At 67.5% G+C, this 23,767-nt stretch carries 15 protein-coding genes; 4 read left to right on the forward strand and 11 right to left on the reverse strand.

Translation table 11 applies throughout. The features are described 5' to 3' along the window. Positions 1 to 6: 6 nt before the first annotated feature. Entirely contained in the window at positions 7 to 1,332 is a 1,326-nt protein-coding gene (locus tag GZ67_RS0116630; protein ID WP_029262857.1) for a VCBS repeat domain-containing M23 family metallopeptidase, read from the reverse strand. A 330-nt stretch (positions 1,333 to 1,662) separates the two neighbouring features. Between GZ67_RS0116630 and GZ67_RS0116635 the strand changes: the two genes are divergently transcribed. Next, complete coding sequence (locus GZ67_RS0116635) at positions 1,663 to 3,054, forward strand: hypothetical protein (protein WP_029262858.1); 1,392 nt, start codon at positions 1,663 to 1,665, stop codon at positions 3,052 to 3,054. Positions 3,055 to 3,140: 86 nt separating this feature from the next. Here the strand turns inward: GZ67_RS0116635 and GZ67_RS0116640 are convergent, their stop codons facing one another. From GZ67_RS0116640 to GZ67_RS0116655, 4 genes are all read right to left on the reverse strand, one after another. Continuing rightward, on the reverse strand, positions 3,141 to 4,259 hold the full coding sequence (locus GZ67_RS0116640; RefSeq protein WP_231481849.1) for a fatty acid desaturase family protein: 1,119 nt from the start codon (positions 4,257 to 4,259) through the stop codon (positions 3,141 to 3,143). Positions 4,260 to 4,407: 148 nt separating this feature from the next. Beyond that, positions 4,408 to 4,692, reverse strand: coding sequence for a hypothetical protein (locus tag GZ67_RS0116645; RefSeq protein ID WP_136025630.1), 285 nt, complete (start codon positions 4,690 to 4,692; stop codon positions 4,408 to 4,410). A 201-nt stretch (positions 4,693 to 4,893) separates the two neighbouring features. Continuing rightward, positions 4,894 to 5,862: a dioxygenase family protein gene (locus GZ67_RS0116650; protein WP_029262861.1), complete on the reverse strand. Its 969-nt coding sequence runs from the start codon at positions 5,860 to 5,862 to the stop codon at positions 4,894 to 4,896. 79 nt (positions 5,863 to 5,941) lie between these two features. Next, on the reverse strand, positions 5,942 to 7,084 hold the full coding sequence (locus GZ67_RS0116655) for a low temperature requirement protein A (protein ID WP_029262862.1): 1,143 nt from the start codon (positions 7,082 to 7,084) through the stop codon (positions 5,942 to 5,944). Positions 7,085 to 7,435: 351 nt separating this feature from the next. Here GZ67_RS0116655 and GZ67_RS0116660 point away from each other — a divergent pair, with 351 nt between their 5' ends. The 3 genes from GZ67_RS0116660 to GZ67_RS0116670 are packed head-to-tail and all read left to right on the forward strand — an operon-like array spanning position 7,436 to position 11,296. Beyond that, a complete protein-coding gene (locus GZ67_RS0116660) occupies positions 7,436 to 8,962 on the forward strand; it encodes a sugar transferase (protein ID WP_029262863.1) in 1,527 nt (508 codons plus the stop codon). 4 nt (positions 8,963 to 8,966) lie between these two features. Next, positions 8,967 to 10,163 (forward strand): DUF1972 domain-containing protein, encoded by a 1,197-nt coding sequence (locus GZ67_RS0116665; protein WP_036303775.1) that lies wholly within the window; start codon positions 8,967 to 8,969, stop codon positions 10,161 to 10,163. Beyond that, a complete protein-coding gene (locus GZ67_RS0116670; RefSeq protein WP_029262865.1) occupies positions 10,160 to 11,296 on the forward strand; it encodes a glycosyltransferase family 4 protein in 1,137 nt (378 codons plus the stop codon). Before GZ67_RS0116665 ends, GZ67_RS0116670 begins: the two co-directional genes overlap by 4 nt. A 28-nt stretch (positions 11,297 to 11,324) precedes the next feature. Here GZ67_RS0116670 and GZ67_RS0116675 read toward each other — a convergent pair whose 3' ends face one another. The 6 genes from GZ67_RS0116675 to GZ67_RS0116700 all read right to left on the reverse strand — a co-directional run bounded on the left by GZ67_RS0116675 (position 11,325) and on the right by GZ67_RS0116700 (position 23,761). After that, positions 11,325 to 12,659 carry a lipopolysaccharide biosynthesis protein gene (locus GZ67_RS0116675; protein ID WP_029262866.1) on the reverse strand — a complete coding sequence of 445 codons (1,335 nt, stop codon included), beginning with the start codon at positions 12,657 to 12,659 and terminating at the stop codon, positions 11,325 to 11,327. A gap of 10 nt (positions 12,660 to 12,669) precedes the next feature. Then, entirely contained in the window at positions 12,670 to 15,207 is a 2,538-nt protein-coding gene (locus tag GZ67_RS0116680; protein ID WP_231481844.1) for a right-handed parallel beta-helix repeat-containing protein, read from the reverse strand. 281 nt (positions 15,208 to 15,488) lie between these two features. Further along, entirely contained in the window at positions 15,489 to 16,841 is a 1,353-nt protein-coding gene (locus GZ67_RS0116685; RefSeq protein WP_029262868.1) for a polysaccharide biosynthesis tyrosine autokinase, read from the reverse strand. A gap of 55 nt (positions 16,842 to 16,896) precedes the next feature. Further along, entirely contained in the window at positions 16,897 to 18,207 is a 1,311-nt protein-coding gene (locus GZ67_RS0116690; RefSeq protein WP_051662601.1) for a hypothetical protein, read from the reverse strand. A 207-nt stretch (positions 18,208 to 18,414) separates the two neighbouring features. Then, entirely contained in the window at positions 18,415 to 23,124 is a 4,710-nt protein-coding gene (locus tag GZ67_RS0116695) for a PKD domain-containing protein (RefSeq protein WP_051662602.1), read from the reverse strand. A gap of 85 nt (positions 23,125 to 23,209) precedes the next feature. Beyond that, positions 23,210 to 23,761 (reverse strand): DUF4352 domain-containing protein, encoded by a 552-nt coding sequence (locus tag GZ67_RS0116700; protein ID WP_231481846.1) that lies wholly within the window; start codon positions 23,759 to 23,761, stop codon positions 23,210 to 23,212. Between the last annotated feature and the right edge of the window lie 6 nt (positions 23,762 to 23,767).

A 23,767-nucleotide genomic window follows, 5' to 3' on the forward strand; every position in this document is an offset into this window, starting at 1 on the left:
TCGTCGCTACTCGATGGCGAGGTGGTCCGCCCAGTCGGCGCTGATCAGGGTGCGTCCGCCGAACGTGCCGTTTCCGAGGCCGGGGTACAGATAGAGCTGTCCGGAGGCGGTTCGCGCCAGCAGATCGGCATGACCGTCGCCGTTGTAGTCGACCCCTCCGGTGAGGGCGGTGAACTCACCCCATCCGGACCCGACCACGCGCATCGCGCGGAAGCCTCCGGGCACTCCCGAATAGAACCGGAGAGCGCCGTCGGTATCGATCGCCATGATGTCGCCACTGCCGTCGTTGTCGAAGTCGCCGCCGACGAGGAAGTGGAACCCTTGCCATCCGCCGCCGAGGGTGATGTGCGGTCCACTGAAGGCACCGGCACCGTTTCCCCGGTAGATCGTCAGAAGACCGGTCGCGGAGACGCCGATCACGTCCTGTTTGCCGTCTCCGGTGTAGTCGGCGCCCGACGTCACGTGGAGCAGGTCGTACCAGACCTTGCCGATGCTGACGGCCGGCGCGAATCCCCCTGCGCCGTTGCCGGCGTAGAACTCCAGATCACCATCGGATCTGGTCACGAGGATGTCGGCCTTGCCGTCGTTGTTGAAATCCGAGTGGGTGAGGTGTCTGCGGGTCCCACCCCAGCCGCCGAAGAGCGTCTTCGCCGCCGAGAAGCCGCCCGAACCGGTGCCGGTGCGCAACCGAAGATCACCGTTCCCGGCGATCGTCAGCAGATCGGCCTTCTTGTCGCCGGAGTAGTCGGCCGAAGCGACGCCCGGCGCCTGTCCGGAACCGAGCCCGGGGAAATACAGCGGGAGAACGCCGCCGCGGGCGACGTTCGACAGGCAGGTGAACCCGTTGTTGATCGCGGTGTACACCGCACCGTTCAGCCGCACCTCGAAGTGCAGGTGGTACGCGGGAGAATTCCCGGTGTTGCCGACGACACCGATCTGCTGCCCGCGGGCGACTCTGGTACCCGGCGCGTACTTGCCGGGCGCGGCCATGTGTGCATATCGCGTGACGTAACCGCCGGGATGCTCGACATCGGTGTAGTTGCCGTAGCCGCTGTTGGCGGTGCGGGACTTGATCACTCCGCCGTAGGAGGCCACGATCGGCGTGCCGCCCCCGCCGCCGATGTCGATGCCGTCGTGCGCACGGTAGTTTCCTCGACAGCCGTCGCCGACCTTCGATTGGATGTTGCCCGAGGACGGATACACCATCTGATCGTTGACGGCAGCAGTCGCGGAGGTAGTCGCCGACAGGGACGGTGCCACTGCTCCGATCACGACCGCGAGCACGGTGGCGATCCCGATGCGGGCGAGGCGCACGCGGGACGGTCGCTTCATCTCGAAGTTCTCTCTTGCTCGGCGGCCCCAAGGACGTGATGCCCTCCGTCGTCACCGTACCAGGGCTGCGCGATCCTTCCGCGAACGCCGCCGAGGAACCGGCGGATCCGTCTTCACCCACGGTGCACCGTGCAGCTGCCCGCTGAAACCGCACACCCAACATTCGACCTCCGCAACTAGGCTGGGAGGCACGCCCCGCCCTGCCGGACCTCCGCCGGGTCACGGTCGTGGCGTGAGCCCAGACGACCTCCTCCTCCGGTCGCACGATCCCGTCCATCGGGATGGAGCCGCAGCTCCGCCGTGTGGCCACGCCAGAAAGGCATGAACCTCATGAGCGAATCCTCCGGAACCGCCGACCGCGACGGCGAGCGCTCGCCGGACTTCTTCGATCAGCTGATCGAGACCCCGCCCCGTGACCAGCAGGGCGCGTTCACCGTGGGCTTCCGCGGCTACGACAAGGGAGAGGTCGACGCCGCGCTCGCGGCCCTTCGCAACCAGCTCAAGCAGGCCGCCGCCGACGTCGCCGAGGCGCAGGCCCGCGAAGAGGAAGCCGTCGAAGCGGTGCGCGAAGAGGAGCGCAAGGCCCGCGAAGCGCTCGAGAGCGAGCTGACGGCGGCGAACGCAAAGGCATCCGATGCCGAGCAGCAGGTCGCGACTCTCACCTCCGAACTCGTCGACGCTCCGCAGCCCGACGGCGAAGAGGCTCCGTCGCGCCAGCAGTTCGAGGCGATCCTGCGGGTCGCCGAGGAGCAGGCGAACGTGCTCATCCAGAACGCCGCCGTGCAGGCCGACCGTCTGATGACCTCCGCCCGCGAGGAGGTGACCGCGCAGCGTGCCGAGGCCGAGGCCGACGCCGAGCGGATCACCGCCCAGGCGCAGCGCGACGCCGACCAGGTGCGCCTGAAGATGGACACCGAGTACACGGCACACGAGGCCCGCATCGAACGCGAAGCCGCCCATGCCGCAGAAAAGGTCAACCAGGCCGCTCAGGAGGCCACCGCGATCCGTACCGAGGCCGAGAAGGGCGCAGCAGCCCTGCGCTCCCTCGTCACCCGCGAGACCACTCAGCTGCGCGCCGACGCCGAGCGCGACGTCCGCGACATGAACGCCCGCGTGCTGGAGTTCGAGGAGACGCTCACCCGCCGCCAGGACGACGCGCAGCAGGAGTTCCTCGTGCTGCACAACCAGGCCGTGGCGCACGCCGAGCGGATCACCAACGACGCGAACGAGCAGGTCTCGGCATCGCTCGAGCACGCCCAGCGCATCTCCGCTCGCGCCGAGGACTACGAGCGCCTGACCCGCTCGCAGGCACAGGCCATCGAAGCCGAAGCCCAGGTGCGTGCCCGCGAGACCCTCGAGCGCGCTCGTGCGAAGGCTCAGAAGATCGTCGATTCGGTCACCGGTCACACCACCGCGGTGCTGCACGACGCGGAAGACCGCACCCGTCAGCTGCGGTGGCAGCAGCAGCAGCTGTCGAGCTTCATGGCTGAAGTCAAGGAGCTCATCCGTCCCGACGGGATCTTCTCGGACGACTCGCTGCCCACGGAGATCACCGGAGCGGACGCACCCGCCGCCCCGGCGCCCGCGTACACCGGCGCAGACGAGGCGCCGGAGGAGACCTTCCTCGGCGACGAAGTCCTCGAAGACGAACTCGACGACGACCGCCCGCTCGAGAAGATCACGATCGACGTGGTGGAGACCAAGAAGAAGTCCTCCAAGTAGGCGCACGAACGACAGAGGCGCGAGCAGGGATTCCTGCTCGCGCCTCTGTCGTTGCCGGACTGATCAGGCCCGGTGATGTCTGGGGTTTACGGTCGACCGAACTGCGCCACTGCGGGGCAGTCGAAGGGGTCGGCGCCGGCGGAGAGTCCGACGCGGTTCAGGTACTCGATCACGATCATGTACGAGCGGCCGAGGCTGGTCTCCGTGTACGGCACGTCGTTCGCCGCGCAGTAGTCACGCACGATCTCGCGCGCCTTCGCCAGGTGCGGTCGCGGCATGCTCGGGAAGAGGTGGTGCTCCACCTGGTAGTTGAGGCCGCCCATGAGCCAGGTCGTCCACCATCCACCGCTGATGTTGCGGGAGGTGCGGACCTGCTTGGTGAAGAAGTCGAGACGGGCACCGGGCTCGATGATCGGCATGCCCTTGTGGTTCGGTGCGAACGCGGCTCCCATGTAGACGCCGAACACCGCGAACTGCACGCCCATGAAGGCGAATGCCATACCGAGCGGAAGCATCATGAACACGGGAACGAGGATGAGGGCGAATCGCAGCGTGATGATGCTGAGCTCGGTCCAGCGACCCTTCACGTTCTTCGTGGTGAGGAGGTACTTCAGCCCGAGGAAGTGGAGGTTCAGTCCCTCGAGCGTGAGCAGCGGGAAGAAGAGCCAGCCCTGCTTGCGGGTGATCAGCTTGATCAGGCCCTTCGCCTTCGCGGCGTCCTCTTCGAGGAACGAGATCGTGTCGACCTCGATGTCGGGGTCCTTGCCGACCTGGTTCGGGTTTCCGTGGTGCTTGGTGTGCTTCGAGTCCCACCACGAGTAGCTCATGCCGATGCTGGCGATGACGATGCGGGCGAGCTTGAAGTTCGCCGGCCCTGTGGTGAGGATCTGACGGTGCGCGGCCTCATGTCCGAGGAACGCGATCTGCGTCAGGACGATGCCGAGTCCCGCGGCGATGAGCAGCTGGAACCAGCTGTCGCCGAGCAGGATGAAGCCCGTGATGAGGCCACCGAGGGCGACAGCGATACCGGCGGCCACGAAGACGTAGAACCACTGGGTGCGCTGCAGCAGGCCGGTCTCCTTGACCACCTGCGACACCTGCTTGTAAGCCTTGGCCATGGGCGGGAAGTCCGCGTTGCCGGAATACGTCTGACGAATCGGACCCAGCGTTGCCGCGGTCGGTTCGATCTGTGTGATGGAGATGATCTTCTCCTGACGATCGGAGCCCTTGAGCTGTGGAAGCCCAAGGCAGCTGCCCAACGCTTACCTCACAGTAGCCCTGCCCGCATGCGCCTTCGGGAATACATCCGCACCCCTTGACGGACCGCGTTCAGTGTGCGTGAAGCCCTTGATTTCAGGCGCGAGCGCGGCGCGTCTTGCGCCGCCATGCCCGCGGAAGGATCGGGGAGAAGGCGGATCCATTCCGCGTGGGCGCGTGCGCGTCCTCGAGTGCGCGGAACGCATCCTCGAGGGCCTCGAAGGCACCGAGATCGGCACCGTGGTTGTCGCGTACGAGGTGCGTGGTGCCGTCGAACTCGACGAAGCCGGCGAATTCGCCGGCACGCGTCGCGACGTGCACATCGGTGTCGGCCTGCTTCCAGGTCAACGGATCTGATGGGGGAAAGGTGGTCGTGCTCATGGTGATGCTCATTGCTGTGTGGCGGACACGCGTCGGCGCTCCGCAAGATGTGAGATCGAGGCGGATACCGCACGCATCGATGTGCGCGGTCCTTTACGGCCCTGATCAGTGGCGACGTGGCGGCCGAGAGGGGCGAAGCACACACGTTGCATGATCAGCATAGCAGACCATCCTCCGGCCTCGAAACTGCCCGTGTCGCGGTCAGTTCGCCGGGGGCTCCCCGCCGCCTCCCGGTCCTCCCTCGCTGCCGCCGGGCGCGGCGCCGGCAGTGGGTGTCGTCGTCGTGTCGACGCCGACCAGCAGGGAGGCGGCGTAGCCCGCCGAAACGCTCCCGCTGACCGTCGCGACCTGGAGGGCACCGGAGTCGTCACCGAACACGTTGTCGCTCGCGAGCGTGATCTGAGAGAGGTTCCGCGCAGAGCCGTCGTACGCCGCCTCGGCGTACACGGCCGCGCAGGCATCCTGCGGAAGGGCCAACTGCGACGTGGCGATCGCCGTCGTCGAGTCGGTGATCGACGCGACGTCCGGGTAGATCTCGAAGTGGATGTGCGGCCAGCGACCGGAGTAGCAGCCGGGGAAGACGGAGGTGAACGACACCGTGCCGTCGGCGTCGGCCACCTGCACACCACGCAGGTACGTGACGTCTTCCAGGCCGGAGGAGTACATCGAGTATTCGCCCTGAGCAGTGCAGTGCCACGCGTAGACCGCAACCCCGGCGAAGGGAACGCCGCCGTTCGCGAGATCGAGGATCTGCAGCTCGAAGACGAGCGGCACGCCGTCGGCGGTCGCCGCTCCGTCGATCGACGAGCTGATGTCCTGCCGTACGATGCCCGAGTCCTCGAGCACGTCGGGGCCGTTCGACCCGTCGCCCGGATAGGGTCCCGCTGTCTCGTCGGGGATCTCGGTCACGCTCGCCGAGCCCGCATCACCGCCGGGGGAAGCAGTCGGTGCGGGGGTGCTCGACGCGCCGCCAGAGGCCGCCGGCGCGCAGGCCGCGAGCACGACGGCCCCCAGGCCGAGACCGGCGAGCCCCAGGACGCCCCGCCTGCTCATCAGCGTGCGGATGTCGAATGCGGCGCCCTGGTCGACGACCTCTTCATCGACGCGGTCGAGCAGTCGCCCCTCGTATGCGGGGCCGTCGGGGGTCTGGGTGGGTTCGGGAATGCTCATTATCTGGCTCCTCTCGGGCGGACCGGTGTTGGTGGGTCACCATGGTCCCCGAGCACCTGATCAGAGCCCTTTGCTCGGCCTATGCCTTGTCTATGCGCTCCCGCGCCACCGGCGGACGGACCACGAGCACCACGACGATGCCGACGAGGATCAAGGCGGTCAGCGTCACCGGGACCGGGAGCACGGGGTCGAGCAGCACCAGGACCGCCCCCAGAGGGACGACGGTGTTCACGACGCGGTCCGCGTTCTCTCGAATCGCGATCCACCAGATGCCGATGAGGAAGATCGCGATCGGAATAGTGACCGTGAAGGAAGCGGCCAGGTTGGACAGATGGCTCTCCCCCGTCAGCACGTCGATCTCCACTTCGATCCCCGCGGAGAAGGCCGCGGCAGCCGCGAACACGAAGTAGTGCGTGTAGCCGTAGCGGAGCGACCGGCGGAAGGTCGTGATCGCGCGGTGATGAGGAGGCCAGAAGTAGATCCACCAAAGCGACGCCGTGACCACGAGGGTGAGCACCGCGATCGCGATCAGCGGGCCGAGGGACTCGACCTCGTCGAGCGCATCGATGATGGCATTCGCCGACGCGAGCAGGCTCTCGCCGAGGACGATCAGCGTGAACAGCCCGTACCGCTCCGTGATGTGATGCGGATGCCACGGAGTCTGCCGGCGGTACTCGGCGAACACCGGGACACCGATCTCGATGAGAGCGATAACCACGAATGCGGTCAACTGCAGGGGTCCGGTCGGGATGAGAAGGAAGAGGATCCACAGCACTTGCACCGCCGCGATACCGAACGCGTAGCGTCGCGTCGCCGAACGCAGTGTTCCGGCGGAGCGCGAGGCACGCAGCCACTGCGCGACCATCGCGACCCGCATCACGACGTAGCCGAGCACCGGAACCGTGAAGTCCCCCTCGACGAACGCGCCGGGGATGCCGGCGGCGAGAACGAGGACTCCTCCCATCTGGACGAACGTCGTCACACGGTAGAGCCAGTCATCGGTGTCGAACGAGGTGGCGAACCACGTGAAGTTCATCCACGCCCACCAGATCGCGAAGAACACCATCGCGTAGGACGTGACGCCGTGCAGGAAGTCCCCGTGACCGAGCGAGTGATGCAGCTGCGCGGAGGCGATGCTCACCGCCACGACGAACACCAGATCGAAGAACAGCTCGAGGGTGCTCGCGGTGCGATGCGGCTGTGCGGGATCGCGTGGCGACATCGTGCGGAGCCGGAAGCGCGAGGCGGTGGATTCGGCGGTCACCGCCACAGAATAGCGCTCGCCCGACACCCGTTCGGAGGCCGGTTTCATCCATTCGTAAGAAATACTTCCGATTCATAGGGAGGTTCCGCTACAGTAAGAAAGTCTGCAGTGCCTGCTGTCAGCGATCACCGTGTGGGACGGTGAAAACGCCCTCCGTGATGTGGGAATCACAGAGAGTTTCAGCAGGACCCGAGGGGTCGGGACGCAGACGAATGCCGTGAACGTGGGGTTCATGGTCTGGGGAAATCTGGGGAATCAAATGACGCACTGGGGAATTCTGCGTACATTCACGGCTCAAGGGGCCTCGGCATGACTTCCGTCGAGGATGCTCTGAGCATCGCTCGTACGGGCTTCGTGCCGGTCGCTGCTCCGCGAGCCACCAAGTCGGTGACGCGCACGGTGGTCACACCGCGCACTTCGGCGACCTTGGAGAGGCGCCGACAGTGGGAACGTCGCTACCGGATCCGGCTGCGGCTGACGGATGCAGCCGTCATCCTGTTCGCCGTCGGTCTGGCGGCAGCAGTCCAGCTGTCCATCGGTGTCTCGGCGATCGAGGTGCTGAGCGGCGCCGTTCCGCTCGCCGCTCTGTGGTACCTCATGCTGAGCGGGCTGCACACGCGGGACGCCGCGCTGTTCCGCGCGAGTGCCACCGAGTACCGAGGCGTGGTCCACGCCAGCGGGCTCGCCTTCGGGATCATCGCCATCGTGGCGGTGCTGCTCGCATGGGAGTCGATGCAACCGATGCTGCTGCTGGGGCTGCCCATCGGTGTGTTGACTCTTCTCGTGACCCGGTGGATGTGGCGCCACTGGCTGCAGACGCAGCGTTCGCACGGGCGGTTCGCCTCCCGGACGCTCGTCGTGGGCAACCGGGACGACGTCGAATACGTGGTGCGCACGCTGCACCCGATCGGCGCCTCCGGTTACCAGGTGGTGGGCGCGACGCTGCTCGACGGCAACGCGCGTGACATCGAGGTCGGCGACACGAGGTTCCCGGTTCTGGGGAACGTGAACTCCGTGTCGTCGGTTGCCGCCGAGGTCGGTGCGGACACGATCATCGTGGCGAGCCGCCCCGAAGGCGAGCCCGAGTTCGTGAAGCAGCTGAGCTGGCAGCTCGAAGGGACCGCTGCCGAACTCGTGCTGTCGAGCCGACTCACCGATGTGGCAGGTCCGCGCATCTCCTTCGCCCCCGTCGAAGGACTGCCCCTCATCCAGGTGCAGATCCCGCGGTACGAAGGAGGCCAGCACCTGCTCAAGCGCGCGCTGGACGCCGCAGTGGCGACTGTGGCGCTCATCCCGATCGCTCTGCTCGCCCCGGTGCTGGCGCTGCTGATCAAGCTCGATTCGCCGGGACCGGTCTTCTTCTTCCAGGAGCGGGTCGGCCGCGACGGACGCCGCTTCAAGATAGTCAAGTTCCGCTCGATGAAGACCGACGCCGAGCAGCAGCTCGCCGCGCTCAAGGCACAGAACGAGGGCGCCGGCCTTCTCTTCAAGATGAAGGACGACCCGCGCGTCACCCGTGTAGGACGAGTGCTGCGCAAGCTCTCGCTCGACGAACTGCCGCAGTTCTGGAACGTCCTCGTGGGCGACATGAGCGTCGTCGGGCCCCGCCCGCCGCTGCCGAGCGAGGTCACCGCATACGACGGCACGGTCTTCCGCCGCCTCTACATCAAGCCCGGGATCACCGGTCTGTGGCAGGTCTCCGGGCGCAGCGATCTCTCCTGGGACGAGAGCGTGCGACTCGATCTGCGGTATGTCGAGAACTGGTCCGTGATGAACGATCTGCAGATCATGTGGCGCACCGCCAAGGTCATGGTGCAGCCCAGCGGGGCATACTGATCGGATGAGCAATTCGAACCGCCTCACCATCGCGATGGTGGGGACCCGAGGAGTGCCCGCGGCTTACGGCGGATTCGAGACGGCGGTCGAGGAAGTCGGCCGCCGTCTCGCGGACCGCGGTCACGACGTCGTCGTCTACACCCGCGGATCGGAGCGACGGGAGAAGGAGTACCTCGGCATGAGGGTCGTACACCTTCCTGCCGTTCCCGTGAAGCAGATCGAGACGCTCAGCCACACCGGGCTCTCGGCGCTGCACCTCGTCTTTCGGCGCCGTCCTGATGCGACCTTCGTTTTCAATGCCGCCAACTCGCCCTTTCTCCCGCTCCTCCGCCTGCGTCGCGCCCCCGTCGCCCTGCACATGGACGGACTCGAGTGGAGGCGGTCGAAATGGGGTCCGCGCGGCAGGGCCTACTATCGCTGGGCAGAGCAGTTCGGCGTCCGCACCGCCGACGCCCTGATCGCGGATGCGCCGGGGATCGCCGACTACTATCGCCATCAGTTCGACGTCCCGACGGAGATGATCCGCTACGGCGCCCCGATCCTCGAAGAGCTACCCGAACGCGGTGTCGCCGAGATGGGAGTCACGCCGGGCGGCTATCACCTGGTCGTTGCCAGGTTCGAGCCCGAGAACCACGTGCTGGAGATCGTCGAAGGCTATCGTGACAGCGACGCGACGCTGCCGCTCGTCGTCGTCGGGTCGGCACCGTACAGCGCCGGATACACCCAGGAGATCCAGCGCGTGGCGGACGGCGACGACCGGATCCGGCTCGTCGGCGGCGTATACGACCAGGAGTTGCTCGACGCCCTGTACGCGAATGCGCTGACGTACCTGCACGGCCACTCGGTGGGTGGCACGAACCCTTCCCTCCTGCGCGCCATGGGTGCCGGAACGGCAGTGATCGGCTTCGATGTTCCCTTCAACCGCGAAGTGCTCGACGGCAACGGGTGGTTCTTCACCGACGCCGCCGACGTCGCAGCTCAGGTCGTCGCGGCGGAGGCCGCCCCGGACCTGACCGCCTCACACGGGAAGACCGTGCAGGAGATCGCGCGCACCCGGTTCCGTTGGGACGATGTCGCGGACGAATACGAAGCGCTCGCGCGCAGGCTCGCGGAGGGATCGAGCATCCACTCCTCAGCTCGACAGGCACGTCGGCGCACCACCGATTGGTCGCCCACTCCAGCGGATCCGGCGACGCGATGAGCGGCGACGGAGACCAGCGCACGGTCCTTCTCGTACACCCCGGCGCCGAGCTGTTCGGCTCGGACCGCATGTTGCTCGAGAGCGCGATCGGCCTCGTCGCGGCGGGCGCACGGGTCGTGGTCGCACTGCCGAGCTCGGGGCTTCTCGTCCCGGAACTGCGCGCGGCCGGTGCCGAAGTCGTCATCCTCCCGATGCTCGTTCTGCGCAAGGTCCTGCTGACCCCGCGCGGACTGCCCCGCCTCTTCCGCGACACCTTCCGGGGTCTCGGAGCAGCCTGGCGCCTGATCGGCCGGCTGCGCCCCGACGTCGTGTACGTCTCGACGATCATCATCCCCCAGTGGCCGCTGGTCGCCCGGCTGAGGCGGACCCGCTCGGTGAGCCATGTACACGAGGCCGAGGCGTCGGGCAACAAGCTGGTGAACGGCATCCTCTACTCCCCCCACCTGGCCTCTGAGCGCACGATCGTGAACAGCCGGTTCAGTCTCGACACGATCCGCACCGCGCTGCCCGCTCTCGCCCGCCGCTCACACGTGGTCTACAACGGCGTCGCCTCGCCTCCGCAACCGATCTCACCCCGTCCACGCATCGAGCGGGCCCTCCGTGTGCTCTACATCGGTCGGCTGTCTCCGCGTAAGGGTCCGGACCTCGTCATCGAGGCAGCCTCGGCGCTGCACACCACGGGTCGCGAGGTCGAGGTCACGCTCCTCGGTGCGGTCTTCGAAGGATACGAGTGGTTCGAGCGCGACCTTCGCGAACAGGCCGCAGCGGCGGGCGTCTCCGTCGACTTCGCCGGCTTCCACTCCACGATCTGGCCGTTCCTCGCCGAAGCGGATGTGCTCGTCGTCCCGTCCCGCGTCGACGAGCCGTTCGGGAACACCGCGGTCGAGGGCATCCTTGCTCTGCGCCCCGTGATCGCGAGTGACAGCAGCGGGCTCCGAGAGGCAGCGGGCGGCTACGCGACCGCTCAACTGGTCACCCCAGGCGATGCGGAATCGATCGCCGCCGCGCTGACCGACATCCACGCGCGGTGGAACGAGATCGTGTCGACCGTCGCGGACAGCCGCGCGGAGGCACTCCGCCGCCACGCGCCTGACGTGTATCGCGCGAGCATCACGGCACACGTCCTGCCCTGACCGGCTGCGGCAGCGCGCGGACCCCCGTCTACGCGACGTCGTCGCTCGGCTGCGGCACCGATTCCTGGCTGCCGACGGTGAGCCGGGTCTTGTGCCGCACGATGTAGATCGAGAACGGGATCAGCTGGCACACCAGCAACGCGAACGCGACGCCGATCAGAGGTCCGGCGATTCCGAGCACGGGCGTCAGGACGAAGGAGAGTCCGATTCCCACAGCGGCCATGCTCAGGGTGGGGATCACCTGGAAGCGGATGCCGGGCTTGTCCATGATGAACATTCCCAGCGGGTACACCGCCGCGGTCATCATGATCATGAGGCCGAAGGCGAAGATGGTGCTCGGACGCACCGTCAACTCGCCCTGCGTGATGAATCCGAAGAGCCACGGTCCGACCAGCCAGACCATGACTGTCGCGGCAGCGATGGCGGCGGCGAACAAGGCGGAGAGCAGGAACGGGCCACGCCGGAGACCGCCGTCGTGCCGCATTCGAGCGAAATGCGGCCACAGAGCCAGACCACCGGCCATCACCAGCCCGTTCAGCGCGAAGAAGACCTGTCCGGCCACGCCGTATTCGGCGACATCGGTCGGTCCGCCGAGCTGAGCTATGACGTATCGCTGGGATCCCACGGCGATGGGATACGTCACCATCTGGGCGAGCATCGGCCAACCGACGTCCATCACGCGCACGCCGGGAAAACGTCGCGGACGCAGAACCATCCGCACGGCCGACGGGATCAGCGGTGACGTCGTGCGCGCCGTGATCAGGAGGCCCAGCACGGAAACGAGGAAGGACGCAGCGAACGAGGCGATCGCGACGAACGAATGGAGGTTCTCCCCGCCGAACGTGAGGATCAGCCACACCCCGGCCATCGTGAGCGGCGAGATCAAGCCTTGGAGCAGGATCACGACGTGGTTGCGACGCTGTCCGAGCATGATGCGCACCCAGACGCCGAGCGGGATCCCCAGGCAGAAGATCGTCACGCAGTAGAACGCCGCCAGCGACGCGCCGGGGCGTCCCCCGGCCTCTCCGAAGACCAGCTCCCAAGCGCCGGTGAGGACGAGGACGGTGTTGATCGCCATCGCGCTGGCCGCGAACATGAGCAGCACGCGTCCGACGGAGGTGAGCTGGTACCTCAGCTTCTCGTCGGTGCGCACGTCGTCGCTCGTCGCGACGGCGTTGACCAGGACCGCCCCGCTGCCGAGGTCGGTGAACGTCAGCAGCGAGGGGATCGTGGTGAGCAGTGTGTAGAGGGCGAAGCTGTCGACGCCCGCGCCTCCGATGATCATGCGCGTCGTGAGAACGCCACAGACAAGCGCGATGACCATCGTCAGCGCGCGGGCGCCGACAGCGAGAAGTGAACCCATACCTACATCGTCACCGCTGCCGGGCTCCCAGCGACGCGCCGTTGACGGGGAGTCGCGATACCGAGGCGATATCCGCCGGCACCGGGACCCCTGCGGACGCCCGGGTGGCGAGCAGCGTGAACCCACCGTTGACGACGCTCGCGCCCTCGACGAACTGCGATCGACGGTCCTGCCCGGTCGCGGCGGTGAAGGCCGCGAGCGTGTCGGCGACCGCGGGGTCCTTCGACGCCGCACCCCGGGACCATGCCGAGAACCATCTCGGTGTGCCCGGCGCCGTGCGGTGATACAGGTTGCCGTCGATGCTCGACACCATCTGCGCGCCGGTGAATCTCAGCGAGTAGTCCTGCACGCACACGAGACAGTTGCCGGCGCTCTCCGCGATGACATTGTTCGACACCACGGTGTTGCGCACGGTCCACGGCGCCAGCGGCGCGTATCTCGTCCGGGGGTCGTGGCCCGCCGCGTTCGGATCGGAGGCGCTGCGCGCGTCCTGTCCGATGCTGATGTTGCGGTTCGCGTTACCGACGAAGGTGTTGTTCCAGATCTTCACGTTCCCGGAGTTGAGTACGAAGAGCCCGAAGTCGCCGTTGCGCGCGATGATGTTGTCGGCGACGACCGCACGCTCGGACAGCTCGACCATGACACCATGACCCGTGTTGCCGATCACGTCGTTGCCCGTGAAGGCGATGTCGACGACGGACTCGTCGAACCACGGGCCTCGCCCGTTGTTGGCGGTGAACGCACTGTCGGCCACCGTCACCTTCTGAGTTCGCGTGACCTTGAAGGCGCCCGACACCGGAGAGTGATTGAAGCCCTCGGAGTTGTTCCCCGTCGAGAGCATCTGCGTCACCTTGAGCCCGTCGGCCTGCGAGGCTCCTCCGCCGAGCAGTCCGTTGCCGATCAACGACACCCGGGTCAATTTGGTGCGCGGAGACCACGAGTAGAAACCGGTGGTGGAGTTGTCGCGGATCGTCACATCGGTGAGCGACACGTCGGCCGCCGCCGCGATCACCGTGCCCATCTCGGGAACGGAGGTGGCATATCGACGCACGCCGATCCCGCGGATCTCCGACCCGGCCGAGCGGATCGAGAGGGCCTGCGAGAGCACGCTCGCCTCGACCGCCTTACCCGTGGGGTTCGTGCCGATCACGAGTCGCTTCGCCGCGTCGTCGACGAAGAAGGTCCCCGCCTTCACCTGCGCCGCGGTGCCGACCTCGCGCAACTGCGCGCCTGCCACCCAGACCTGGTCCGGATGAGCAGCCATCGGATGCGCGGGGTCGATGAAGCGCCAGTCGGCCTGGGTGTAGTCGGGGGCGCCCTTGGTGTAGGTCGGGCTCGAGTCGAGCTTCGTCGTCCAGCCGTCGACCACCCAGGTGCTTCCCGAGGGCTTCCACCCGGTGACGGGCTTCGCTCCGTCGAGCCAGACCGCCTCGTTCGACGCCGGCTGGATGGTGACCTTCTTCTGCGGCGGGATCACGATCTGCTCGTGGTAGATACCTCCGCGCAGAACGATGGTCCCCCCGTTCGGGACCAGGCGCAGCGCGGCTTCGATCGTCCTGACCGGCGAGTTCTTGGTGCCGGCAGCGCCATCCGAGCCCGTGGGAGCGGCATAGATCGCCGTCGCCGGGGCGTCGTAGGAGAGCGAGCCCGGGATTCGTGCACCCGGCTCACCGCGCACGCCTGCCGGCGTCGCGGGAGTGACGGGAACGGGCGCCGGCACAGGGGTCGGGGCAGGCGCGGGGGTCGGCGCAGGGGTGGGGGCCGGAGTCGGAGCCGGTGCCGGCGGACGGGTAGGGGCCGGCGCAGGCGCCGGAGCAGGCGTCGGAGCAGCGATGGCGGTGGCGCGGATGTCGTCGATGCCGACGGGCACTGCCGACTTCGCCCCGGAAGAGGTGTAGAGCGCGAAGGCGTATCCACCCGGCTTCTGCAGGCGTGCGGATGATGCATCCGAGTGCGAGACCTGCCAGGCCGACGGCTCTGCGGCACCCGAGACCCAGGCTTTCGCCGAGAGGGCGACGGGGTTGGTGCCGGTCACTCGGAACGCGACGTCCAGCGAGGTTCCACTCTTCACGGTCACCGGAAGGCGACGCTCGGCGAGGCTCTGGACCCCGGTGAGGTCAGTGAGTCGAACGACGGACACGTAAGCCGAGCCATCGGGGTGCACACGCACCCGCACGCCGTAGGAGTCCTTCCCGGAGACGCGCACCGCCTGCGCGAGGTAGATCGGACCGCCGACGGGCAGCTTCGGGATCGAGAGCGAGAACTTGCTGTCGACGTCGGCTGCCGAGACGCCGGTCACGGTCGCCCGCGCGGTGATCCCCGGCTTACGGCTCGCCAGCAGAGCCACGTCTCCCGTGACGCTGGAGGCGCCCTCGATTACGCGCCACGCGCCGACGGCCGATGATCCCCATCCGGAGCCGACGGTGCGGTCCATGTCGTCGTCGATGACCGGGGCGGGAGCAGCCGCTGCAGGTCGCGTCGCTCCCTGCGACACATCGGCCGATGCGGCTACCGGTACAGACGTCAGCGCGGCTGTGACTCCCAGCACGGCGGCGAGAGCGCCGGCGACCGCTCGCCGGCGGTGTTGTGGAGGTCGTCGGGAGTTCTTTGGGGATGAGGCGAGCTCAAGGAACGGAAAGGACATGATGTCACCGTTTTCTGGGGCAGGTTCAACGATCAACCAGCACCACGCCGCTGTTTACACCCCGGCGGTGAAGTGCGAGTCCCCCTCGCAACTCATGAAGAGTAACCGGCTCAGGAGGCAAAGACAAACGGGCACCGCCTTCCGGCCGATATACACGCCATGATGGCGTGAACCCGGGTCGGCGGTCAATCGCTGTAGTACTCACTACGATGACGGTCGGGGCGGGCCCTGTTCAGCACGGTCCCGAGGATGCGTGCGCCACCCGACTCGAGCGACCTGATGCTCTTCGTCAGCGCGGCACGGCGCGTCTTGGTCGCGTCGACGACGAGGATGACGCCGTCGGTCTGCGTGGCGAAGAGATTCGCGTCCGCGACGCTCAGCGTCGGGGGAGAGTCGATCACGACGTAGTCGTACTCCGCTGCGGCGAAATCGAGCAGCTGCGCCATGCGCGACGACGTGAGAAGTTCGGCGGGGTTGGGAGGCACGGTGCCGGCGGGCAGGATGTCCAGCGTGCTGTCGGCGACGCTGTGCTTGGCCACCTCGAACTCGACCTCGTCGAGCAGCACGCTCGTGAGACCGATCGAGCCGTCGATGCCGGCGTGCTCGTGCGCACGCGGGCGGCGCATGTCGGCGTCGATCAGCAGCACGGAGTTGCGGAGACCCGCGAGCGTCATGGCCAGGTTCACCGACACCGTCGACTTGCCCTCGGCCGGCATGCCCGACGTGACCAGGAGCACCTTCACGCGCGACGACACATTCGCATAGGCGAGCGCGGAGCGGATGCGACGGAACTCCTCCGAGGTGTGCCCCAGCGGCTCCTGTGCCACGGCGATGCCGCGCGTGACCAGCAGCGGGGACTTCGACACGACACCGAGCACGGGGTCGCCCCCCGCCTGTGTGAGCGTCTCCTCGTTGCGCACCCGGGTGTCGAGCACCCCGATCAGGATGGCGACGGCCAGGCCGAGCACCCCGCCGAGGAAGCCGCCGAGAAGGGCGTCACGAGGCTTGCTCGGGGTGAACTGGAACTCCGGCACGACCGCGTCGTCGATCACCTGCGCGGTGATCGTGGACTCCCCCTGCGGATCCTTGGGAGCCACGTCCTTGACGGCCACGATGAGCTGGTCGGCGACGGCGTTCGCCAGGTCGGCCGATGCTTCTGCGTCGTCCGCGATTCCGGTGACCCGGAGCGTGACAGTGCTCTGCGGGATCGACACCTCGATGTCCCGGGCCAGAGCACGCGCAGTGGTGTCGAGGTCGAGCTCTTCGATGACGGGATCGAGCACGCGCGAGCTGGTGGCGAGCTGAGCGAACGACAGCATCTGGCTCTGCGTGTACACCGATCCCTGGTTGAGGTCGGAGGCGCTGGTTCCCTGGTTGAGAGCGAAATACAGGGAGGTCGTCGCCTGGAAGAGCGGCGTCTGCAGCGACGCGTATCCGTAGGACCCCGCTGCACCGAGAACGGCGGACAGCACGATCAGCCACCAGAACTTGCGCAACGAACTCGCGATGACACGCAGACTGACCCGGCTCTCGCCCATGGTTCCCCATTCCCCCTGAGATTTCGATTCTAGATGAGTCAACGTTTCCGCACCCTCACGCTCGTGGGTACGACGGCGGGGCGCTGCTCGGCAGCCGCAGCCCCTCCGGTGCGCCGATATCGACGCGCGTGGCCGGTTCGTCGGACCCTCGGAGCACGGCAGAGTCTCTGGCCCAGGTGATGGCCAGGCCGACGCAGAACCAGAGGAACATGCTGTACTGCGTGATGAGGGCGACCACCACGAGGCTCGGAAGTTGTCCGACGACCGCGAGCGCTGCGGGGCTTCGCGTCGAACGTCTCAGCGCCATCCACGCGGCGCAGACGACGGCAGCCATGATGAGGAAGGTCGGCACATATCCGTACCTCAGCAGGGTGAGGACCAGCGCATTGTCGACGGATCTGGCGAAGTAGCCGAGGTAGTAGTCGCCCGAGACCAGGGAGTGCCAGTCGCCCGGGTTGCCGAAGACCTGCACCTGTTCGAGGAGCACGAGCAGGTCCGTTCGATAGTCCGCACTGCCGCCCGCTTCCTCCCCCGCTGCCCCGAAGACCGTATCGATGATGGGGATCACGATGGCCGTTCCGATCACACCGGCCACGGCGACGGTCGCCCGGAAACGGGTGGAGACGCCGACGATCAGGAACGTGGACAGGATGAGCGTGAGGACGAGTGTCAGGAGACCCACACGGCTGAAGGTGAGGACCGTGGCCACCGCGATGATCACCACCCCGCTGATCTTCGGAACGAGCCGCCACCTGGTCGCGACGACGAACGCCGAAGACATGGCCAGGGCCGCACCGAGCGCGATCGAATGCCCGAAAGCACCCTCCGCCCTCAGGACCCCTCCGCGCTCCTGCAGCGGGCTCCAGGTGTCGTAGATGACCCCCGACCCCGGTATGAGCACGAACGGGTTGAACGACGTGAAGAACTCGACGACGGCGAGTGCCGCGGCGACCACGGCAACGATCGCGATGGTCGAGGTCACCCACGCGGTGCCGACCCGGGCGAGCACCACGCGGCCCCAGATGTAGGGGATCACCCATTCGAGTAGCGCAGCGACGAGAGACGCGAGGTCCACGGAGCCGAAGGCGTACAGGCCGACGATGACGATGATGAACACCGCCACCCACGCATCGGCCGCCCGCAGCGGGACGATCGACCAGTTGACGAGGATCAGCAGTGCCGTGAGGAGCGTGATCGCGGCCCAGTAGAAGCCGATGTTCACCCCCACCCAGAGGGGGACGAAGAAGAGCACGCACGCCCAGACGACGAATGCCGCGCGGGGCATCATCCGGAGCACGAGAACGACGAGGGCCAGTGCGGCGAGACCTCCGACTGCGAGGAGCACGATCGGAACAGCAGTGGCCATGCGTCAGGATCCTACTCGGAGGTGGTGGCGCGGAACGAATCTCATGGGACTGCCCTCCCCGCCGGTGTCACCGTGCGCTGTGCGCTCGGGCCGCAGTCAATGTGTAACACGTCAGCACCCTCGAACAAGTGAGGCGCGCCCTCATCCGCCGGCGCGTGAGCACCGACGGACGGGAGCGCACCTCACGTGCGGCGCGTCACTCCGCCGCTACGGGGCGGTCACCCGGAACGAGTCGAAGGAGACACCAAGTGCCGCGGTCGCGTTCCCCGAGCGGTTGCCGCTCAGCCCGACCGATCCCGCCCCCTGCAACGGCGTCGCATCCGTCGTGTTGAGCTGCCAGTTCGCCGGCTCTGTGCCGCCCGTCGCCCAGATCTTCGCCGAGATCGCGGTCGGCGACCCACCGGTGACAGAGACCTTCAGCGTGTAGGAGGTGTCCGCCGTGAAGGCGAGCCCCGCTACGGGCTGCGCGAGCAGCACGGTGCCATCGCGGTGAGCCACGAGCCAGATGGTTCCGTCAGGACGCAGCCACGCACGGACCAGGTACTTACCTGCGGCCGACTGACGCGCGATGACTCCGATGTAGGCGCCGCCCGCTGCCGGGGCCTGATCGACGCGGAACTGCGTCTGCAGGACGGCGTCGGTGATCGAGGTCGTGTTGAGCGTCGCGTGGCGGGTATCCCCGGCGATCAGGGCCATCTTGCCCTGGCCGTCCGCCACGGTAGCCGCTGCCTGCGAGCCGCCGGCGATCGTCCAGGCGCCGCCCACGACCGCGCTGCCCCAGCCGGGACCGGAGGTCCGGTCGAACTCGTCGCCGGCCAGCGGGGCGGGCTCGGGCTCGGGCTCCGGATCCGGATCGACAGGAGCCGCAGCCACCGTGACCTGCTTGGTCGCGGTGTGCGTCGCCCCCTTGTCGTCGGTCACGGTGAGCGTCACGGTGTAGGTTCCGGCCGCGGCGTAGGTTCGGGAGCTGGTCGCACCCGTGCCCGTGGAGCCGTCGCCGAAGTTCCAGGCGTAGGAGGCGATGGTGCCATCCGAATCCGTCGACGCGGTGCCGTCTACGCTGGCCGTCAACGCCGTCGCGGTCGCCGAGAAGACGGCCACCGGTGCGACGTTGGTGGGCTCGGGCTCGGGCTCGGGCTCCGGCTCCGGCGCCACGGCGCCGAGGTTCTTCAGCGTGAAGTCGTCGAAGCTGGCGAGGTTGCTCCCGGTTCCCGTACCGGAACGGTACGAGTACACGGTGGGTGCTCCCGCGACCTGGAGGGCCGCCGTCGCGTCCGTCGTCGACAGCTGCCAGCTGGCGGGTTCTGCGGCTCCGCCTGCCCACAGCTTGGCGCGGATGGTGGTAGTCGTGGAACCGGTCGTCTCCATCGCCAGGTTGAACGTGCTGCCCGCTGTCCAGGTGAGACCCGCGACAGCGGTGCTGGCGATCGCCGTGCCGTTGCGCTGGATCACGATCCACGTGCTGCCATCGGCGCGGTGCCATGCAAGTGCACGATAGCCGTTGGAACCGGACCGACGCGCACCGAGCCCTTCATAGGCGATGCCCGTCGACGGCCCCGAGGACAGCGTGTAGTTGATCCGTGCCGAGGTGTCGAGCAGAGACGTGCCCTGCAGAAGCATCTCGCGGGTATCCCCGGGTGCGAGATTGAGCTTGCCCACTCCGTCTGCGACGGAGGCGATGGCGGCAGAACCGCTCATGGGTGCCCACGTGCCACCGACGTCAGCTGCACCCCAACCGCTCGAGACCACGCGACCGAACGAATCGGATGCCGCGAAGACCTGAGACTGCACCGTCACGGAATTCGTGACGCTCGCCGACCCGCCGAGGCTGTCGGTCACCGTCAGGGTGATGTCGTGTGCACCCGCCTGGCCGTAGGTGTGACCGGCGGTGGCTCCCGAACCGGCGGGAGTACCGTCGCCCCAGTTCCAGGAGTAAGACAGCGTCGCCCCGTCGGAGGCACTCGACCCGGCCGCCGAGACGTTCACGGTCATGCCCGAAGCCGTCGACGTGAACGTCGCGACCGGATCTGCGTGAGTGGTGACCGCTTGACGCGTGGTCGACGCGGTGCCACCGCGGTTGTCCGTGACGGTCAGGGTCACCGTGCGCGTTCCCGCCGTGGCGTACACGTGGCTGGCGACCTGGCCGGTCGACGTCGTTCCGTCACCCCAGTTCCATGCGTACGAGGAGATGGTGCCATCGGAATCGGTGGATGCGGACGCATCGGCCGAGACCGAGAGTCCCGTTCCGGTGACCTCGAAGGACGCTGTCGGCAGCACGTTCGCCGCCTGGACCACGACCGGCTTCTCCGTCGTCGCGGCCAGCCCGTTGCTGTCGGTGACCGTGAGCTTCGCCGTGTACGTTCCGGAGGCCGTGTAGGTGTGCGAAGTCGTCGCGCCCGTGCCCGCCGGAGAATCGTCGCCGAAGTCCCACCGGTAGCCGGTGATCGTCGCAGAGCCCGCCGGAGCGGACGCGCTGGCGTCGAAGGCCACGTCGAGGTCCGTCGCGGTCGCCGTGAAGGAGGCGGTCGGCGCCTCGAAGCCCTTGCCGACGCCGTAGTGCGTCTGCACCTGGGTCGACGTCAGCGCGTACGGGTAGACAGCGGCCTCATCGAGGGCTCCCTTGAAGTACTTGGAGCTCGGCGCCGAAGGCCAACTGCTGAGGTTGTCCCCGCCGATGCGCCAGTATCCGAGGTAGTTCTCCGCGGTGGTGCCGGAAGCGTCGGATGCGACGAGCGTGCCGTCGACGTACAGCTTCATCCCCGCAGAGCTCTGCGTCGCCACGGCATGGTGCCAGGCGTTGTCGTTCAAGGCGGTGCTGTTCTGGATCGTCCGTGTGCTCCCGTCATAGGCGCCGAAGACGAGCCGACCGTTGTTCGTCATGTAGAGGTGACGGTCATAGCTGGTGGAGTCACCCGAGGCGGCGCTCCCGTAGCCGATCAGCTTTCCCCCGGTGGTGGAGTTGGTCTTGAACCACACCTCGGTCGAGTACTCGGAGGGTGCGGCGACCTTGTTCGTCGTCGCGACGCGTCCGGTGGAGGAACCGGTGAACGTCGATGCTCCCGTCGCGGTGTTCGCAACGCCGGACGTGGATGTCGAGACGCCCGAGCCGAAGACGGGCGTGTTCGCACCGGCCCAATCCTGCCTGGAGTCTCCCAGGGGGTAGTAGAGCTGCGGCGCGTCGGCCGTCACGGCGTCCACGTACGTGGAGGCAGCTCCTGCCGTCACCGTCGCACTGACGGCCTGGCTGCTCACCGCGTTCCCGTTGCCGTCCTTCGCGACGACGGTGTACTCCTGCTGTGTTCCGGGAGGCGCCGTCTTGTCTTCGAGGCTGATCGTGGGGCGGTTCCACCAGGTCGCGTCGGCCGTCAGCGTGGCGACCGGCGTCGCGGTGCCCGTGCGCCGCAGCTCGTACGTGAGCGTCAGATCGTCGCGATCCCAATTCGAGGGGATCGAGACGCGCACGCGCCCGGGGATGAAGGACTGCGCCGTGGCGGTCCAGTTCGCTCCGGAGACACGCGGACCGTCCTTCGCCCCGGCCGGCGGCGTCGTCGAGAAGCGCACGAGGCCCTCGAAACGGCCGTTGTTGACCGAGCGGAACTCTCCGCCGATCGAGATCATGTTGCCGGCACCGGTAATGGAGAGGCCGGCCTGCCCCATGCCCGTCGTCACGCCGACCGCCCAGTCGGGGGTCCAGGCGTATGCGGACGGCGCCGGAGTGCCGGCCCAGTTCTTGTAGGTGCTGCCTGCCGCGGGCTGATTGCCCAGCGTTCCGCGGGCATCCGCCGTGTACGCCTCGGAGTAGCGATGAGTGCGCGGGTTCTGCTCCGGGTGCATGCCCTGCGTGCTGCAGGCGTGAGTGTGGCTCGTCGTGTAGACGACCTTGCCCGTGGAGTAGACGCCGTAGTGGTCGCCGAGGCAGTCCGAGATCCAACGCACCTGGCCGGTCCCGGCCTCAGCCGCAAAAGTACCTTCCAGGTTGCCGACGTCGGCGCTGGCGTAGACCCAGCCGGTCCCGAATACGGCGGTGGAGTCGGCCGCCAGCCCGAAGATACCGGCCTTGCCCGAACTCGCGCCGGTGTTGTAGCCGTTCTTGACGGTCTGCGGAAGCGCCCAGGAAGTGTCCACAGCGCCGGTCGACTTGTCGAGGGCGACAGCGCCGCGCATCGTCAGGTCGCCGTTGACCTGAGAGAAGCGGCCGGCGGCGATGACGTTCTGCCCTGCGGGGTCCATGACCATCGCATCGACCTGCAGGTCGGTCTGCGGCGCCCAGCCCAGCAGTGCACCATTGGCAGCGTTGAACGCCGCGAGGTTCTTGCGCGCCGTGCCGTTGCCCTGCGTGAACAAGCCTCCGACGTACACACTCGACCCGGACGTGGCCATCGCGTAGACGCCGCTTCCGCCGATCGACGGATTGAAGCCGGGAACCAGCTGGCCGGTCACCGCGTCGAGCGCCGCGAAGTTCCAGCGCGCCTGCCCGTTGACCGAGTTGAACGACCCACCGATGTAGATGCGGCTGCCGTCGGGTGAGGCCGCGACCGCCTTGATCACGCCGTTCACCTGCGGGGCGAACGACAGCAGCTGGCCCGTGTTGATGTCATATGCGAGCACGTTCGACCGCGCCGTCAGACTCGTCCCCGGCACCGCCAGTGGCGCGCGCGCATTGTCGAATTTGCCCACCGCGTACACGGTCGAGCCGATCGTCGTCTGCGACCAGACGTAGCCGTTGTCGATCTGCACCGTCGGAATAGGATCCGACGTCACGACGTTGTCGTCCCGCTGCAGCAGCGGCGGCGGTGACACGTCGGCAGCCGAAGCGGCCTGTGCTCCCAGCGTCGTCATCCCCGCGACCAGCAACGCTGCTGTCACGACAGAAGCCAGCGCTCCCAGCGCCCGCTTCGTGATTGTTGTGTTCCCCATTAGTGACTCCCCAGCCGCAGAACGTTCTTGAGTATGAAATTGCGAAAGTGCGATGAAAGATCGGTGCGCGGCAGCGCACCCATTGTCAGGACAGCGTGCCGGCGAATGTGGCCACCGGCTCGCCCGCAGCGTAGTTGACGCTGATCTTGACCGAGCGCCCCTTCGTCGGATCGAGCATGAAGACGTAGGTTCCGGTGGCCTCGGCGCCCGCGGCCAGATCGCCCGTCAGCGGCTTGTTCGGCCCCGCGGTCGTGGCCACGCCGATGTCTCCGTCGTCCGTCGTCAGACTGACGACCGCGGATTCGACGCTCTGCGCCCGCTTCGAGTCATTGGACACGGAGACGTCGACCACCACGGCCGGACCGGCGTATTCGCCCGGCGTCTCCGGCTCGACGGTCATGGTGGAGATCTTGTCGATCGTGACGACCATGTCGGTCGACAGGGCGATCGGCTCGTCGAGCGCTCCGCTCTGCTCCGTCAGCGACGGCGCCTCGGTGGGCCCTGCGGCCTCATCCTCGGCAGGCGGTGTCCAGTCGGTGGTGCTGGTGCCCTCGGGCGTCGGCTCCTCGGAGGCGTCGGGGGCTGCTGTGCAGCCTGCCGTCACGAGTGCGAGCGCCACCAGAGGCGCGATGAACATCGCGCG

Source organism: Microbacterium sp. Cr-K20 (assembly GCF_000708325.1).
In the GTDB taxonomy this organism is placed as follows: Bacteria; Actinomycetota; Actinomycetes; order Actinomycetales; family Microbacteriaceae; genus Microbacterium.